General features: G+C 72.6%; 13 protein-coding genes and 2 pseudogenes. 11 read left to right on the top strand and 4 right to left on the bottom strand.

The window, feature by feature from the left end:
- Positions 1–51 precede the first annotated feature (51 nt).
- Positions 52–1,398 (bottom strand): FAD-binding oxidoreductase, encoded by a 1,347-nt coding sequence (locus UG55_RS07315; RefSeq protein ID WP_066064627.1) that lies wholly within the window; start codon positions 1,396–1,398, stop codon positions 52–54.
- Positions 1,399–1,538: 140 nt separating this feature from the next.
- On the opposite strand from UG55_RS07315, the gene UG55_RS07310 reads away from it, so the two are divergent.
- From UG55_RS07310 to UG55_RS07290, 6 genes and pseudogenes are all read left to right on the top strand, one after another.
- The gene (locus UG55_RS07310; RefSeq protein WP_066064624.1) at positions 1,539–2,435 is read left to right on the top strand and encodes a LysR family transcriptional regulator; all 897 of its coding nucleotides are present in this window, start codon (positions 1,539–1,541) and stop codon (positions 2,433–2,435) included.
- A 100-nt stretch (positions 2,436–2,535) separates the two neighbouring features.
- Positions 2,536–4,254: pseudogene (locus UG55_RS07305) on the top strand (M13 family metallopeptidase); the annotation flags it as partial.
- 1 nt (position 4,255) lies between these two features.
- Positions 4,256–4,491: M13-type metalloendopeptidase (locus UG55_RS33240; RefSeq protein ID WP_304440390.1), on the top strand; the 236-nt coding region annotated here is incomplete at its 5' end.
- Between the two features lie 215 nt (positions 4,492–4,706).
- A complete protein-coding gene (locus UG55_RS33230; RefSeq protein WP_066064616.1) occupies positions 4,707–4,961 on the top strand; it encodes an LLM class flavin-dependent oxidoreductase in 255 nt (84 codons plus the stop codon).
- Positions 4,962–5,586: 625 nt separating this feature from the next.
- Positions 5,587–6,330, top strand: a complete 744-nt coding sequence (locus UG55_RS07295) for an alpha/beta hydrolase (protein ID WP_066064614.1) — start codon at positions 5,587–5,589, stop codon at positions 6,328–6,330.
- A gap of 32 nt (positions 6,331–6,362) precedes the next feature.
- Positions 6,363–6,890 (top strand): NUDIX domain-containing protein, encoded by a 528-nt coding sequence (locus UG55_RS07290; RefSeq protein WP_066064611.1) that lies wholly within the window; start codon positions 6,363–6,365, stop codon positions 6,888–6,890.
- Between the two features lie 28 nt (positions 6,891–6,918).
- On the opposite strand, the gene UG55_RS07285 is transcribed toward UG55_RS07290, so the two are convergent.
- The gene (locus UG55_RS07285) at positions 6,919–7,554 is read right to left on the bottom strand and encodes a biliverdin-producing heme oxygenase (protein WP_066064608.1); all 636 of its coding nucleotides are present in this window, start codon (positions 7,552–7,554) and stop codon (positions 6,919–6,921) included.
- A gap of 396 nt (positions 7,555–7,950) precedes the next feature.
- Here UG55_RS07285 and UG55_RS07280 point away from each other — a divergent pair, with 396 nt between their 5' ends.
- Positions 7,951–9,303: an ABC transporter substrate-binding protein gene (locus UG55_RS07280; protein WP_066064605.1), complete on the top strand. Its 1,353-nt coding sequence runs from the start codon at positions 7,951–7,953 to the stop codon at positions 9,301–9,303.
- A 104-nt stretch (positions 9,304–9,407) separates the two neighbouring features.
- Here the strand turns inward: UG55_RS07280 and UG55_RS29400 are convergent, their stop codons facing one another.
- Entirely contained in the window at positions 9,408–9,692 is a 285-nt protein-coding gene (locus UG55_RS29400; protein WP_066064602.1) for an AMP-binding protein, read from the bottom strand.
- A gap of 370 nt (positions 9,693–10,062) precedes the next feature.
- Here UG55_RS29400 and UG55_RS07270 point away from each other — a divergent pair, with 370 nt between their 5' ends.
- A complete protein-coding gene (locus tag UG55_RS07270) occupies positions 10,063–10,833 on the top strand; it encodes a crotonase/enoyl-CoA hydratase family protein (protein ID WP_066064771.1) in 771 nt (256 codons plus the stop codon).
- 758 nt (positions 10,834–11,591) lie between these two features.
- On the opposite strand, the gene UG55_RS07265 is transcribed toward UG55_RS07270, so the two are convergent.
- Positions 11,592–12,215: a TetR/AcrR family transcriptional regulator gene (locus UG55_RS07265; RefSeq protein WP_066064600.1), complete on the bottom strand. Its 624-nt coding sequence runs from the start codon at positions 12,213–12,215 to the stop codon at positions 11,592–11,594.
- A 242-nt stretch (positions 12,216–12,457) separates the two neighbouring features.
- Between UG55_RS07265 and UG55_RS07260 the strand changes: the two genes are divergently transcribed.
- The 3 genes and pseudogenes from UG55_RS07260 to UG55_RS33220 all read left to right on the top strand — a co-directional run.
- Complete coding sequence (locus UG55_RS07260; protein ID WP_066064597.1) at positions 12,458–13,375, top strand: TIGR03564 family F420-dependent LLM class oxidoreductase; 918 nt, start codon at positions 12,458–12,460, stop codon at positions 13,373–13,375.
- A 160-nt stretch (positions 13,376–13,535) separates the two neighbouring features.
- Positions 13,536–14,179: pseudogene (locus UG55_RS33225) on the top strand (cytochrome P450); the annotation flags it as partial.
- Between the two features lies 1 nt (position 14,180).
- The coding region (locus UG55_RS33220; protein WP_242423842.1) for a cytochrome P450 at positions 14,181–14,726 on the top strand (546 nt) is incomplete at its 5' end.
- Between the last annotated feature and the right edge of the window lie 15 nt (positions 14,727–14,741).

The following is a 14,741-nucleotide window of genomic DNA, read 5'->3' as shown; positions in this document are numbered from 1 at the left end:
GATCGCGAGCGCTTATCGGTAACCGCGGCGGCCAGGCGCCGGCCGCCGGCCTCAGATCGCCTTGCCCGGGTTGAGGATGCCCGTCGGGTCGAAGACCGCCTTGATCTCGCGTTGCAGCGCGTCCACGTCCTCACCCAGCTCGACCCGCATCCACCGGCGTTTGAGCACGCCGACCCCGTGCTCGCCGCTGACCGTCCCGCCGAGGCGCAGCGCGGTGCGGAACAGACCGTCCGCGGCGGCCTCGACCGCCGGGTCCGCCGGGGTCTGCCCGGGGGACAGCACGATGATCGGGTGCAGGTTCCCGTCGGCGGCGTGCGCGAAGGTGTGGATCGAGGTGCCGGTCGCCGCCGCCGTGTCGCGCACGGCCGCGACGGCCTCGGGCAGCCGCGAGCGGGGGACGCTGATGTCCTCGATCAGCACCGGCCCGACCCGCTCGAGCGCGGGCAGCGCGGCGCGGCGCACGGCGGTCAGCCGGGCGGCCTCGGCCGGGTCCGTCGTCACCTCCAGATGCCCGGCGCACTCGCGCAGCACCCGCGCGGCCGCGGCCGCCTCCTGGTCCGCGGCGGCACCGTCACACTGCAACAGCACGAAGGCGGCGCCTCTGGACCGCAGGTCGGTGCCCAGATACTCGTCGATGCGCGCCAGCGTCGGCCCGTCGATGAACTCCGCGACGGCCGGTACGACGCCCGCCGCGCGGACGGCGGCGACCGCGGCGAAGGCGGCCTCGGCGTCCGGGAAGTAGCCGGACAGGGTGGCCGTGGCGGCCGGCAGGGGCCGCAGCCGCAGGGTGGCCCCGACGATGACACCGAGCGTTCCCTCCGAGCCGACGAACAGCCCGGTCAGGTCGTAGCCGGTGACGCCTTTGATCGCCCGCCGGCCGGTGTGGATGAGGCGGCCGTCCGCCAGCACCACGTCCAGGCCCAGGACGGCGTCCCGGGTGACGCCGTACTTCGCGCAGCGCAGCCCGCCGGCGTTGGTCGCGATGTTGCCGCCGACGGTCGAGATCTCCACGCTGGCCGGGTCGGGCGCGTAGCGCAGCCCGTGCCGCCCCGCCGCGCGGTCGAGATCGGCGGTCAGCACCCCCGGCTCGACGAGGGCGAGCTCGTCGCCGGGCAGGACCTCCACGATGCGGTTCATCCCGGTGAGGTCGAGCACGATCCCGCCGTCGGCGGCGGTGGCCGCACCGGCCAGCCCGGTTCCCGCACCGCGGGGCACCAGCGGCGTTCCGGTCCGGTGCGCGTGGCGCAGGACGTGCCGCACCCCGGCGACGCCACGCACGGAGGCCACGGCGGCGGGCCGCACGTCCGGGGTCCAGCCGGAGCGGTCGAACCGGTGCGCGTCGAGCGTGGGGGCGTCCGTCCGCCAGTCGACCTCGTCGTGCGGGGGCAGTGCCGTCATCGGACGCCCGCGGCGCTGGCCCGGGCGGTCGCGGCGCTGGCCCGGGCGGTCGCGCGGCCCCGAAGCTGGCAGCCCCGCGACAGCGAGCCCAGGCCCCGGTTCCACTGATCGCGAAACGATTTCACGGTTATCCTATCGACATGGGGGGCGTTCTCGACATCGTCGCATTGCGCAGCCTCACGTCCATCGCGGACTGTGGCGGCTTCCGCCGGGCCGCCGACAGCCTGCACCTGTCCCAGTCGGCCGTGAGCCAGCACGTCCGGCGCCTTGAGCAGGTCTGCGGCTGCCCGCTGGTCACTCGCAGCCGCACGGGGGTCGGGTTCACCCCCGACGGTGCGCTGCTGCTCGCCGAGGCGCGCCGGATCCTCGCCGCGCACGACGACATCCTCGAACGGCTGCGGCTGGCTGACGCCCCCCGCCGCACGCTGGTCATCGGTTCGACCGAGCACGCGGCGGACCTGCTGCTCCCGTCGATCACCGCGCGGCTGCGGGCCGGCTTCCCGGGCGCCGCCGTCCGGTTCCGCATCGACCGGGGCAGAGTGCTCAACGACCGGATCGACACCGGGGCGATCGACGCATCGCTGTTCATCGGCGACGTGCGCGGGCGTGACGCCCGCCCCGCCGGCCAGCTTCCGCTGGCGTGGTTCGCCGCGCCGGGGTGGCAGCCGTTGAGCGGCCCGCGGCCCGCCGTCCCGATCGTCGTCATCGACGAGCCCTGCACGATCCGCCGCCGGGCCCTCCAGGTCCTAGCGGACCACGGCATCGAGGCGTCCGTGGTCTGCGAGGCCGGTCACCTGGCCGGCGTGCTCAACGCCGCCCGCGCCGGTCTCGGCGTCGCGCTGCTCGCCCATGTCGGCGGGCCGCCGGAGGGTCTGGAGCTGCGTCCCGACCTGCCACCGGTCGAGCCCGAGCCGCTGCACGTCCGGGGGCGCCGCGGTGCGCCCAGCGCGCTGGTGCCCGCTGTCGCCGAAGCGGCCAGGGCCCTGCTCACCCCCGCCGGGGCCCCCGCCCCGCCCGCGGCGCCCGCGGCGGGCTGACCGCCGGAACCCGGGGGCGTGTCCGGAACGTTCTGCTGGTCGACGGGCCAGGTGCCGACATCCTTTCCTGAACACCCCGTCGGAGGGAGACTTCCGTTCTGTGAGCATCCTCGACGACGCCCGCGCGGGCATGGACCTCGACGTACGACCGCAGGACGACCTCTTCGGCCATGTGAACGGCCGGTGGCTCGCCGAGGCGGAGATCCCGTCGGACCGCTCCAGCTGGGGCCCGTTCGTGCAGCTGGCCGACGCCGCCGAGCAGCAGGTCCGTGACATCATCACCGACCTCGCCGCGCAGGACCCGGCGGATCAGAGCGAGGACGCGCGGAAGATCGCCGACCTCTACAACTCCTTCATGGACGTCGAGGCCATCAAGGCGCTCGGCGTGGGCCCGGTGCGGCCCCTGCTGGACGCCGCGCGCGGCCTGGCCGACATCCGCGAGCTCGCCGCGTTCCTCGGCGGGTTCGAGCGGATCGGCGGCCGCGGGCTGTTCGGCTCCTACGTCGACACCGACGACCGCAACTCCGACCGGTACCTGTTCCACCTCGTCCAGGGCGGGCTCGGCCTGCCGGACGAGTCGTACTACCGCGACGAGCGGTTCGCCGAGATCCGCGAGAAGTACGTGGCCTACCTGACCCGCATGCTCGGGCTGGTGGAACACCCCGATCCGGCGGGCGCAGCGGCGCGGATCCTCGCCCTGGACACCCGGCTCGCCGGCGGCCACTGGGAGCGGGCCGAGACCCGCGACGTCCAGAAGACCTACAACCTGCTGACGGCGAGCGAGCTCGCGGCCCTGTGCCCGGCCTTCGCCTGGGACGACTACGTCGCCGCGCTCGGCGGGCAGCTCACCAGCCTGGACTCGACGCTGGCGGAGGTGTGCGTCCGGCAGCCGTCGTACTTCGAGCACCTGTCGACCGTGCTGACCGACACCCCGATCGAGGTGTGGCGCGAGTGGGCGCTCAGCCACGTGCTCCGCTCGGCGGCGCCCTACCTGACGGACGAGTTCGTCGAGACGAACTTCGACTTCTACGGCCGCACGCTCAGCGGCACCCCCGAGCAGCGGGCCCGGTGGAAGCGCGCCGTGGCGTTCGTCGAGGGCGCGATCGGGGAGGCCGTCGGTGAGCAGTACGTCGCCCGCCACTTCCCGCCGCACGCCAAGGCGCAGATGGACGACCTCGTCGCTAACCTGCTCGCGGCCTACCGCTCGTCGATCTCCCAGCTGGACTGGATGACCGAGGAGACCAAGCAGCGGGCCTACGAGAAGCTGAAGACGTTCCGGCCGAAGATCGGCTACCCCGACCGGTTCCGGGACTACTCGGCGCTGAAGGTCCGCCGGGGCGACCTCGTCGGCAACGCCCAGGCCGCCGCCGCGTTCGAGACCGACCGGGAGCTCGCCAAGATCGGCGCCCCGGTCGACCGCGACGAGTGGTTCATGCTCCCGCAGACCGTGAACGCCTACTACAACCCCGGCACCAACGAGATCTGCTTCCCGGCCGGGATCCTGCAGCGGCCGTTCTTCAGCCCGGACGCCCACCCGGCGGAGAACTACGGCGGCATCGGCGCGGTCATCGGCCACGAGGTGGGTCACGGCTTCGACGACCAGGGCGCCCAGTACGACGGCGCCGGCAACCTCAACGACTGGTGGACGCCCGCCGACAAGGCCGCGTTCGAGGTGAAGTCCAAGGCCCTGGTGGAGCAGTACAGCGCCTTCGAGCCGCGCAACCTGCCCGGGGAGAAGGTGAACGGCGCGCTCACCGTCGGCGAGAACATCGGCGACCTCGGCGGCCTGACGATCGCGCACACCGCCTACGTGATCTCCNAGGGCGGCGAGGCGTCCCGCGACGACCGGCGGCGGCTGTTCATGAACTGGGCGTATGTGTGGCGCACCAAGCGCCGGCTCGAACTGGAGCGCCAGTACCTGACCACCGACCCGCACAGCCCGCCGGAGCTGCGCGCCAACATCGTGCGCAACCTCGACGAGTTCCACGAGGTCTTCGAGACCACCCCCGGTGACGGGCTGTGGCTGGACCCGGCCGAACGGGTGCGTATCTGGTAGGGGTCGGGCGGCTGCCGTGAAGCTTCACGGCAGCCGCCTCCTACTTAGTACGATTTCCTCGTCGGTGGTCGCGCCGACCCTGGCCGCGCAGATGGCCTCGACCTTTCAGCGGCTGTCGGGCGGGCGGCTGCTACTCAACGTCGTCACCGGCGGCGGTCCGCGTCGCCGCCCGTCATGCCGACGTCTACCTGACGTGGGGGGAGCCGCCGGACGCCGTGGCGGCGAAGTGCGCCGAGGTCCGCGCCGCCGCGCTGGCGGTGGGGCGGGCACCGCGGTTCGGGCTGCGCGCGCACGTGATCACCAGGGACGCCGCGGAGCAGGCCTGGGCGGCGGCCGGCGAGCTCATCGCCGGGCTCGACCCGCCGACCAGCACCGGGGCGGTACCGTCACAATCGGAGCGAGTGCTACTTTCCGGGCATCGCGCTTTCCGGCCGGCGGAACCCGAGGACTGGTACGCGCAAAACTGTTGACATTCGCTTCGCGGCCACCGAGAGTCATACTATGCCGTGGCTGGGTTCGTCGACACAGGATCTTGCGTCGGCACAGGATCTTTCGGCGGTACCTGCTCTTCCGGCGACGCGCGGCCTGGCCCCGAGTCCGTCGAGCTCAGGGGTTCTGCGCGCGGTGCGCCTCGTGACCCGCTGCCACATTGATTTCCTGCTCGTCTCCTCCGCGGCCTGTATGCGGCCGTCCGCGGGCTGAAAGCACCGGACCTCGCTCGGTCCGCGGCTGCCCGTAGGGGCGCTTCCCGCGGTTCTCCTCGTTGCTCGCCGTGCCCGGCTTTCTGCGGTCGGGTACAGCGTGTGAATAGTTCGGCCCAGGCCGGACATCGCGCCGGCCGGCTGACGACACTGCCCGAGTGTCTCCGCTGAGCTCGCGAAACGTTTCCCATCGGGCTCGGCGGAACCATCATTCGGCCGGATTCCNGCGGTCGTCCCCGGCGGAGGCACCGGCCTTCCGCCGGAAACCGGCCACTGGTTTCCTCGGCCGAGGAAACACCGTGTTCTTCCCGGTTTCGCGACCGAAACCGGATCCTTCCCCACCTGGGACAGCCGGGCCGCCGGCGCGGATGTCCCCGTTCTCAGGAGCAGTTGGATGTCCTCTTTGACTGGCAGCCGACAGACGCCGGTGCGGTCCAACCGTCAGGTACGCGGATATCTCGGTCGCGCCGCGACCCGGGTGTGGCCGGCAGCCGACGGCAACGGCGTTCCCCGGGCGTCGATCGTGCTGATGCCCGGCCGCGGTGAGGAAGTCGCGCTCTTCGAAGGGATTGCGGTCAGGCTGGCGGTCGACGGTTACGACGTCACCTTCCTGGCGTCGGGCGAGCGCGCCGACGTCGCGCTCGCCGAGGCGCGGCGGCCCGGTGCCCCGTTCGTCCTGCTCGGCTCCGACACCGGGGCGTTGCGCGCGCTGGACCTGGCCGGGTCGCCCGCGCTGCGGCCGGACGCACTCGTCCTGCTCGGCCTGCCGTTGCTGCACCGCCCGTTCGCCGGCGAGGCGCTCGCGGAGCTGCCGCCGCGGGCGCTGCCCGATCTGCCCACGCTGCTCATCCACGGCCGGCAGGACGACGTCAGCCCCCATCACCTGGCGCGGATCATCACCCGGACGGTGCGGACGGCCACGCTGGAATCGGTGCCGGGCGGCCACCGGATCCTGGCCGGCCCGGGTGCGCGGCTGGTCGCGGCGCTGACCGTGCTGTTCGTCGAGTCCCTGCTCCAGGGGGACGGCACGGCACCCGCGGGCGGCTCTCGGATCGGCCATCCCGCCGCGCGGCCCGCCGTCGCGCGGTGGGCCGCGGACGTGCCCCGCCAGATCGGTGTCACCGCCTGGGGCCGCTGACCGCGGGTCGCGGCCCGATTATCGTCGGGCCCATGCGGAATTCGTTCTGCTCGTGCTGCGGTACGAGGTATCAGCCCGATGCGGTGTGGCCGCGGGTCTGCGCCGGCTGCGGGGAGACGACGTGGCGCAATCCGACTCCCGTGGCGGTGGCGCTGCTGCCCGTCGCCGAGGCGGACGGCGGGCACGGGCTGGTGGTGGTGCGCCGCGATATCGAGCCGGGCCGCGGCGAGCTCGCGCTGCCCGGGGGCTTCATGGAGGTCGGCGAGGTCTGGCAGGAAGCCACGGTGCGGGAGTTGCGCGAGGAGACGGGAATCGTCGCGGCCGCGGCCGACGTACGCCTGTTCGACGTGCACAGCGGGAACGACGGCGGGGTGCTGCTGGTTTTCGGCCTGCTGCCGGAGCGGCCGCGCGCCGACCTGCCGCCGGTGACCGCGACGGACGAGACCACGGAATGGCTGGTCGTCACCTCGCCGCGGCGGCTCGTCTTCCCGACGCACACGGAGGCGCTGGCCGCGTATTTCGCGCGCCGCGACGCGCGGGTGCCGGCCGCCGCCTCCTGAGCGGTGCTTCGCGGGCCGCCCCGGCGCGTCAGCTCAGGGCGGCCTCGAAGGCGAGGAACGTGCCGATGGCCGCCGCGACGACGGCGTCGGCCCGCGCCCGGTCCGTGCCCACCCAGCGGCGCATGACCTGGCGCAGATCCCGCCAGCGGCGGCCGACCTGATCCCCGTACGGGGTGAAGTAGGTGGACGCCGCGGCCAGGTTGGCGCGGGTGCTCAGATTGCGGGCGATCAGCTGGCCACCGAGGGTGGCGCCTTCCGTCACATAAAGCGCGCCGAAGCCGCAGGCCACGTCGCTCACGGCGGGCACAGCCGTGGACGGGAGCTCGGGCAGTTCCGCCGGCGTGACGCCGAGCGTGCCCAGATCGCTGGTCAGCCGGCCGAGCTTGCGCCGCCCCGGCCAGTCCAGCAGCGGGTCGTCGAACTCGCCGAACAGGGTGTCGAGCCGCGGTTCCAACACGGCGTGAACGCGGTAGAAGGAGATCATCAACGCCCGGTAGCGCGCATCCGGGATGTCCGGGTCCGCGAGCCCCAGGCTCGCCTCCACCCGCTCGTGTACGACCGCCGTGGAGCGGCGAAGGCGCGCCATGATGTCGTCGTCACCCCGTGGGGCGGGCGGGCCGATCGCGTCGGCGCGGTCGTGGAGCTCCGTTGCCGCTGCTTCCATCCACCCAGCGTAGCCAGGTCCCCGCTGCCGCCGGGCGAATTCGCGGTCACCGCCCGCGATCCAGCCCGAAACGGCTGGTGGCGTCACCGCGGCCGCCAGCGGGCCGGGATCGCCATGGAGTGCGGTGGCCCCGACGGGCGGGACGCCCCCGCGCGACGCCGCCCGACTTCCGCCCGACTTCCGTGGGCCCCACCCCTTGCAAGTTCGTACATATTATCCAATCATGGGCGGGTCTGGACACCCCTCGTGGAAGGTTCGCGCCGCTCCGCACCGGGCGGTCCAGGCGGGTGGTGTGACGCGGCTTCGCGGCCGCGGGGGACCGGGCGTGCTGCTCCGGTGGAGAAGTTCGACCACGCGGCCGCTCGCCGGCGGGCCGACGATCGAAGGATGATGTGAATGAAGATCAATAAAAAATCGTTCTTAGTACTGGTGCTGGCCGGTGCGGTCGGGATCGCCGGGTGCGGCGGCAGCGACGGCGGCGGCAGCACCGACACCGCAGCGGTGGATTCCGCCCTGCTGAAACTGGGCCCGGACCAGGGCTGGAACCAGACCGACGTCACCATCGACCCGGCCGCCCTCGACTGCCAGGGCAAGGCGTCCGACCCGCACCGCGGCGTCACCGACACGTCGATCAAGATCGGCGGGCTGGTGACGGCGACCAGCCCCAGCGGCATCGCGTTCGCGGACGCCGAGGCGGGGGCCAAGGCGCGGTTCGAACGGGCGAACGCCGAAGGCGGGATCGCCGGCCGCACCATCGACTTCATCGGCGTGCGTGACGACGGCGGCGACCCGGGCCGCAACGGCGCCCAGGCCAACTCCCTCGTGTCGAGGGAGGGGATCTTCGCCGCGGCACCGGTCATCATCGCCACGTCACCCAGCTACATCGACACGTTCTGCAAGGAAGTCACGCCCTTCTTCGGCTGGGGAACGGACAGCGGCTTCTGCGGCAACACCATCGGTTTCAGCATCGTCGGCTGCCAGACGCCGACCGCCGAGCAGCGGGTCGCGGTGAACACCGGCCCGCCCGCGGCCGTGAACGCCCTCATTCCGGCGGGCACACCGAAGAGCATCGCGATGATCGGCCTCGACAACGACTCCGCGCGCCAGGGCAACATCACGATTGCCCAGGGATTCCAGGCCGCCGGGTTCGACATCGCCTACTCCAAGACCCCGATCCCCGTCTCCGGCCTGTCCGACCCGACTCCGATCGTCCAGGCGGTCATGACGTCCGACAAGGGCCGGCCGCCGACGGCGGTGTTCATGGTGACCCCGGTCGGCGACGCGGTCAGACTGCTCGGCGCCTTCCGGGCCGCCGGCTACACCGGGATGCTCCTGACACCCTTCTACGACCCGCGACTCGCGGGCGCGAAGGAGCTCTCGGACACCTACGCCGTGATGCAGTGGCAGCCGGGCCTTTCCACCGACGTGCCCGGCATCGCCCAGATGCTGGCGGACTTCAAGGCATCCTCGCCCGACCTGACCGACAGCCTGCCCGCGATGGCCGGCTACTGGTCGGCCGACATGCTGGTGAAAGCCCTGGAGAAGGTCGGCCGTGACCTCACGGTGGACGCCCTGCTGAAGACGCTCAACAGCGGCGACTACACCAACTACGTCCCCGGGGCGCTGCCGGAGACCCGCTGGCCGCTGAACCACAGCACGCCGTCACCCTGCGGGACCCTCGCGCACCTCAAGGACGGCAAGTGGACCGCGCCGGCCCTGTCCTGCGGCGCCATCACGAAGGTCTCGTAACGCGGCTCGCTCACGGCCGCGCGTCGCCACCCGAGCGGCGCGCGGCCATGATCTTCCCGGTGGCCACGCTGGCCACCATGGCCACTGCTGCGGGCGCATCGCGCTCAGTCCCGGTAGTGGGGGACCGGGGCGATCGGGTTGAGGCCGGTGAGGCACTGCCCCGTCAGCTGGTCCCAGGAGCCGTCGGCGACGAACCGCGCCAGCGCGTTGACGGCGACCAGGGGCACACCCGCCCACGGCACCCCGAAGCTCGCCTCCAGCAGGACATGGGTGTTCGGCGCGAGCACCGCGACGGGTCGCCCGCCGGCGGGCCCGACCAGCGCCCCCGCCAGGCGGCGGCACCGTTCCCGCAGGTCGCGGTAGTTCCAGCGGTGTTCCCCGTCGACCACCGCCAGCCGGTCGCCGTGCGCGGCGGCGGCGCGGTCGAGGTAGGCCGACCGGGGTCAGCGGCTCGAACGACAGCGCGTCGAACCCGGCCCGCGCCGAGGTCGGAAACCCGGATTCGTGGGGCGCGGATTCGTGGGGCACAGCCGTCTCCTTCGCATCTGGTTTCTGGTCGTAGTCTCCCGCCGCGCGCCGGGCCGGGTAGTCCTGAGACAAGGGACCCTCATTCAGGTACGGCTTGACTGCGCGTAGGCGGTTCGGGCCAAGGTGGTCGGGGACCAGCTCGGCGGCAGCGTGCCAAAGCGACCGTGGCGCTGGTCTCCGCCGGCAGGGGGCCGGCCTCGCGAGCGAAATGAGTTGACTGAGGTGTCCGAGGTGTCCGAGGTATCGGAAGTGGCGACCGAACGCCGCGGCGGCGTGCTGGTGATCACCATCAACCGGCCGGCGGCGAAGAACGCGATCACCGCGGGTGTCGCGCAGGGTGTCGCGGCCGCGCTCGACGAGCTGGACGGCTCCGACGAGCTGTGGGCCGGAGTGCTCACCGGCGCCGGCGGCAGCTTCTGCGCCGGGATGGACCTCAAGGGCTTCCTGCGCGGCGAGTCGCCGACGATCGAGGGCCGCGGATTCGCCGGGCTGACGTCGGCCCCGCCGCGCAAGCCGCTGATCGCCGCGGTCGAGGGCTGGGCGCTGGCCGGCGGGTTCGAGATCCTGCTCGCCTGCGACATCGTCGTCGCCGCCGAGACGGCGAAGTTCGGCGTCCCGGAGGTCAAGCGGGCCCTGGTCGCCGCGGCGGGCGCTGCCCTGCTGCTGCCGCAGCGCGTCCCGCTCGGCGCGGCCCTGGAGCTGCTGCTGACCGGTGAGCCGATCACCGCCCAGCGGGCCTACGAGCTCGGCATCGTCCAGCGGCTGACCCCCGAGGGCGGCGCGCTGGACGCGGCCGTCGCGCTGGCCAGCACGATCGCCGCCAACGGCCCGCTCGCCGTCGCGGTCACCAAGCAGATAGCGCGGTCGGCCTCCGACTGGACCCTGGAGGAGGGCTGGAAGCGGCAGGGGGAGCTGATAGCGCCCGTCTTCGGCTCCGAGGACGCCCGCGAGGGCGCGACCGCGTTCGCCGAGAAGCGCCCGCCGGTGTGGAAGGGCCGCTGACGCACCGCGGCCGGTACGGAAGCACTGAGTCGGTTCGGAAGGCCGGGGGGCTGAGTCGAGGCCGGTGACAGTCGGGCGCCGGGCCGGGCTGCGGGCGTCGGTCGGGTGCCAGGTCGGGCTGCGGGTGACGCCGAGCGCTTCGGGTGACGCAGCTGTCTGATCAGGGGGATATCGCGGCTGTCGGGCCGGCCGTGAGGCCCGGCGGGCGGGGGCTGCGGGCCGGTGCGGGGACCGCGCCGTGTCGCCTGTTCGACGTCCACGATTCCGCGTGTGGATGTCTTGGCAGGTGCGGATCCCGCCGCGGTGCGGTTACGGGGCTGCCGGCATGCCGTGGGACGTCGCGGTAGCGGGGCTAGCTGGGCTTTCAGAGCGTTGGCAGGGCCCGCGGCACCCGTTTCCCGCGCCTGCGGCGTGGGTCCGCGAGGATTCGCTGACAGCGGCTGAAGGGCTCTGTGTGTCCTTCGATCGCAGGGGTCGCGGCCCCTGTATCGCTGTGGTTGTCAAGACGTCTCGGTGGGAGACACGAGGAGGTCTTCAGGCGCGCGATCGCCATAGCCGCGCCCGCGCCCGAAACGCCGACCACCATCGTCAGATCACCGGGCGCACCCGCCTGAGCACCCGCCGAGCCCCCACGTGCGCCGTCCGCCCCGCGCTCGTCCGCCCCGCGTCCGCGCGGGCAGTCCGCCGAGCACCCACGCGCCCACGCCAAGCACCGCCCCGCCCGGCACCCGTACGAGTCAAGATCCGCGGGGATCGGCCTAGCTCGGGGTGGACCCGGCCTCCGGCGAGTCGACGGGTGCGGCTCTGGGCTCGACTCGGTCCAGATATCGCTCGAGAAGATCGAGTGTGGGCGCGTGCCCGGTGGACATGCCCACCGCCTGCTCCATCAGGATCATTCTCGGGATGCTGGTGACGAGGAATACCAGCACCTCAGGAGAGATCGGCTCGGTCGGGAACGTGTAGTCGCCCGGAGATTCCTCAAGCGCGTCGAGTATCAGCGCCCGCGCTTTTTCACCCACTTCGGCGATTTCGGTCCGGATGGCCTTGCGGTGGTTCGCCAGCGCGGTGAGTTCGGCGATCAGCGCGGCGGCCGTGGGATTGTTGGCGAACTCCCAGAGCGCGCGCAGGGGCTGGCGGGTCTCGAGTGCCTTCACCAGGGCGCCGACGGTCTGCTCGCTCCGCCGCCGAACGAGCGCGAGAAAAAGATCGTCCAGGGTGGGGAAGTAGTACTGGACCAGCCCGGGCGTGACTCCCGCCTTCGCCGCCAGCACCCGGTAGGTGACCGCGGCGTACCCCTCGTCGAGCATGAGCCGTTCGGCGCGGTCCAAAAGTATGGTGCGGGTCTTTGATTTCTGCGCGCCGACCCGGCGAGGTGTCGTCATCCGCGGCCTTCCGTACCCGTTGCGCCGTCCGTCAACACGTCCGGCCAGGCCGCCGAACGCGGGTGCATCCACCCCGCCGGATGCGCCGCTCGCCAGGTGCGCCGTCGTGCCATACGATCGTACAGGGCTCTCGTGGGGCGAACGCGCTCCGGTCGCCGCCGCGCCGCCCCGCCGCCCGGGCCCGGCGGGTGCTTCCCGTGGGTAAACCCGGCTCGGTTCTACGACGAACGTGGAGTGTGTGCATGCGCATCGGTCTGGGTGGCGGCGGCTCGACGCCGGACAAGCTCGTCGCGCAGGCGAAACAGGCCGAAGCCGAGGGCTTCGCGTCGTTGTGGTACGCGAGCCTCGTCCAGGGCGACCCGCTCGCGGCGATGGCCCTGGCCGGCCGGGAGACGTCCGCGATCGAACTCGGCACCGCCGTGCTGCAGACCTATCCGGTGCACCCGGTGCTGCAGGCGCAGCGCATCGCGGGTGCCGTGGCGGTGATGGGCCGGGCTGGCCTCACGATCGGCCTCGGCCCCTCGCACCAGCGGGCCATCGAGGGCGTCTACGGCCTGTCCTACGCCCGCCCGGCGCTCAACACCGAGGAGTACCTGCGGATTCTCATGCCGCTGCTGCGCGGGGAGGGGATCGACGCCGAGGGGGAGGAGTGGAGCGCCCACGTCCCGGCCGGGATGGTCCGGCCCGCCCACCCGGTACCGGTGCTGCTGGCGGCGCTCGCGCCGCGCATGCTGCGGGTGGCCGGCGAGCTGGCCGACGGCGTGATCCTCTGGATCGCCCCGGTGAAGGCCGTCGAGCGGCACATCGTGCCGCGTGTGCGCGCCGCCGCGGAGGCAGCTGGGCGCCCGGCACCCCGCGTCGTCGCCGGCCTGCCCGTCTGCGTGCACGACGACGAGCAGGAGGCGCGGGCCGCCGTCGCCGCCGGCGCCACCGTGTACGCGAACGTGCCCGCCTACCAGCGAATCATGGCGGTCGGGGGTGTCGACGGCCCCGCCGACGCCGCGATCGTCGGCGACGAGAAGTCCGTCGAGGCCCAGCTGCGCGCCCTGCTCGACGCCGGTGCGACCGACATCCACGCCCACATCGTCCCCGCGGGCCCCGACCTGCGTGCCTCGCTGAAGCGAACCCGGGGCCTGCTCGCCTCCCTGGCCGGAAGCTGACGGGCACGGAGCCTCGTCGGACCGGCCTGCACTGTGATGATCTCGGTGCATTCGGGGTCGAAGATCCGCTCGTGGTGGACGCGTTGGGTCGCGTCGTCCTGTACGAACGTATGGCGTAGTGCTATACGTTCGTACAGGGATGTTCGGGGAGGACCAGGCAGTGGGCTTAGACGACCTCTACTACGACCCGTACGACGTCGGGATCGACGCCGACCCGTACCCCGTCTACCGGCGGCTGCGCGACGAGGCGCCGCTGTACTACAACGAGCGCCACGACTTCTGGGGGCTCAGCCGGCATGGTGACGTCGTCGCGGCGCTCAAGGACCTCGGCCGGCTGACCTCGACGAAGGGCGACATCCTGGAGGTCGTCAAGGCTGCGCCCGTCATGGCGCCGGGGATCTTCATCAACGAGGACCCGCCGCTGCACACCATCCACCGCGCCCTGGTCTCCCGCATGTTCACGCCGAAGAAGATCAAGGCGCTGGAGGAGAAGGTGCGGGCCTTCTGCGCGGCCTGCCTGGACCCGCACGTGGGCGAGGACAGGTTCGACTTCGTGGCCGACCTGGGCGCCGAGCTCCCGATGCGCACCATCGGGATGCTGTTCGGCATCCCCGACTCCGAGCAGCCGTCGCTGCGGTCCACCGCCCAGCGAGCGGTGCGCAACCAGCCCGGCCAGCCGCTGCCGGTCACCCGGGACAAGTACTTCGACGGCGGCAACTACACCGAGTACGTCCGCTGGCGGGCCGACAACCCGTCCGACGACATCATCACCGAGCTGCTCACCCTGGAGTTCACCGACATCGCNGGGCAGGTCCGCCGGTTGACCCGGCAGGAGATCCAGATCTTCGTCGGGGTGATCGCGGGTGCCGGCGTGGAGACCACCGGCCGGCTGTTCGGCTGGATGGGCAAGGTGCTCGCCGAGCATCCCGACCAGCGGCGCGAGCTGGTCGCGGACCCGACCGCCATCCCGCGGGCGGTCGAGGAGCTGCTGCGCTACGAGCCACCCGGCCCGCACGTCGCGCGTTACGTCACCGAGGACGTCGAATACCACGGCCGGACGGTTCCCGCCGGCAGCGCCCTGCTGCTCATGCTCGCGTCCGCCAACCACGACGAGCGCCGGTTCCCCGACCCGGAGCGGTTCGACATCCACCGCGACGTCGGCCAGCAGGTGACGTTCGGCCACGGCACGCATTTCTGTCTCGGCGCGGCACTCGCCCGCCTGGAGGGGCGCATCGCCCTGGAAGAGGTGCTGCGCCGGTGGCCTGACTGGGAGGTGGACCTGGACGCCGCCCGCCGCGCACCCACCTCGACGGTCCGCGGGTGGGACTCCATGCCCGCCGTCATCGGCTGAGCCGGCCCACGGCGG

It is taken from the genome of Frankia sp. EI5c (assembly GCF_001636565.1).
Classification (GTDB): Bacteria; Actinomycetota; Actinomycetes; order Frankiales; family Frankiaceae; genus Parafrankia.
This window is presented reverse-complemented; position numbering and strand designations above follow the sequence as displayed.